The following is a 1,531-nucleotide window of genomic DNA, read 5'->3' on the forward strand; positions in this document are numbered from 1 at the left end:
CTTTTCCTTCTTGCCAGACTATTAGCGGCCTTAATCAATCCTGGGGAATAGGTAGTGTGTCACTTGAACCAAAAAAACCTCCAACGCTGAACGCCGGAGGCTTCATTGAGCAATGTTATACACATGAGTTACCGAGCCTTAAACACCCGCTCTGTCGCGATTGTGTATAACATTGCTTTACTCTTGGAACATAAAAGTGGGTTGAATACCGCACAACAGCATTAAACAGCACCAGTGAATGTAGTTGAGTTTTTGTCCCGCTATCTGCTTTCCGAAATTTTCAGACGACCATTTAAACCGTGCCGCAATCTCCTTTCGGGTCAATTTAGTAAAGCTCGTTTTTCCGATAAAACGAGTTGCAACCTCAGCAGTTGGACTTTCCCAACCAGTCGCCGAACTGCACTGCGGCAACTCTACTATCTCTGCTCTTTGCTCTTCCGACAAAGCGACAGATTCAACAATGATTGCACCAGTCGCTAACCAAACAACGATTACCCAACAACCGTACGGAATCGAAGAACTGTCGTCATTTGCTCCGACGCGCCACCGGCGAACCGTTCGGCCGCCAATCCCACATAAACTGCCAAAGTCTCCGTATTTTTGCTCTATTACCTCTAAAGCTGCTGCAACCTCACCTGTAGTTGGCGATTGCCAGCCTTTGGCTGGACTGAGAGCCGTTTCGCTAATTTTAATCATTCAAATTTATCTATATATGTCCTGTTCTAATACAAATATAGACAAAATGGCCAATAACAATCAATAAAAATAGATAATTTGGCCTAACTAACACCCCATTGATGCGGTCATTAGGCACATAAAAAAGCCTCCTATGGACGATTAGGAGGCTTCTTTTACTTGGAAGTTAGGTGGCTAAGCTGAGAGTTTTTGCTTTGTGATCGAATATTCCATTTCACTCCGATATCCGGGATTATCCCCAACATCTAGATATTCATCTCTAACCTCAAGTACAAGTTGATCAGTGGCAGAGATAGGTTTGCGCGCTCGCCAATTCATATATTCGGTTTTATCTGAATTGAATCGCTTTTCAATGTTTTCCAGTTCTTCCCTCGCTAAATCAGGAGAACTCCAGATACTCGCAATTTCTCTCTTGAATGAACGATCATCCATTCTTGTAGATCTGATAATAACGTATAGATTCATGGCTTCATCCTCTCGGGGCATTGCCCTTTCGGGCTTAATGTATGTAACTTTAAAGTTATATAGCTATATAGTTATATCTATGTCAGAAAGTGCTGATACAGAGCATGGTAGAATTTCATCCTTTGCGTGATATCCCAGCGTATCAATCAATTTTTCTGGAGAGCCGGTTGCTTTGCACCGACACGCCCCACAAACTCCATTTCTGCATTCATTGGACACATCAATACGGTTTTTGATCAGTACATCGAGGGCAGTCTTACAACCAGTGCTATCCACTTCCTTTCCATTAACTTTCATGTTTTCGTCCTCTCGGGTTATTGCCCTTTCGGGCTTAATGGGTTGTTGGTTATCTCAACCAACATATTTATTA

The 1,531-nt window shown here is 42.7% G+C and carries 2 protein-coding genes; both read right to left on the reverse strand.

Annotation, left to right across the window (positions count from 1 at the left end):
• Nucleotides 1-177: 177 nt before the first annotated feature.
• On the reverse strand, nt 178-696 hold the full coding sequence (locus tag QL223_RS25840; RefSeq protein WP_281546354.1) for a hypothetical protein: 519 nt from the start codon (nt 694-696) through the stop codon (nt 178-180).
• 174 nt (nt 697-870) lie between these two features.
• A complete protein-coding gene (locus tag QL223_RS25845) occupies nt 871-1,161 on the reverse strand; it encodes a hypothetical protein (protein WP_281546355.1) in 291 nt (96 codons plus the stop codon).
• Between the last annotated feature and the right edge of the window lie 370 nt (nt 1,162-1,531).

It is taken from the genome of Grimontia sp. SpTr1 (assembly GCF_947387585.1).
Classification (GTDB): Bacteria; Pseudomonadota; Gammaproteobacteria; order Enterobacterales; family Vibrionaceae; genus Enterovibrio; species Enterovibrio indicus.

Coding starts and splice junctions, on each gene's coding strand:
- QL223_RS25840 (WP_281546354.1), bottom strand. CDS start 696: ATGATTAAAATTAGCGAAACGGCTCTCAGTCCAGCCAAAGGCTGGCAA.
- QL223_RS25845 (WP_281546355.1), bottom strand. CDS start 1,161: ATGAATCTATACGTTATTATCAGATCTACAAGAATGGATGATCGTTCA.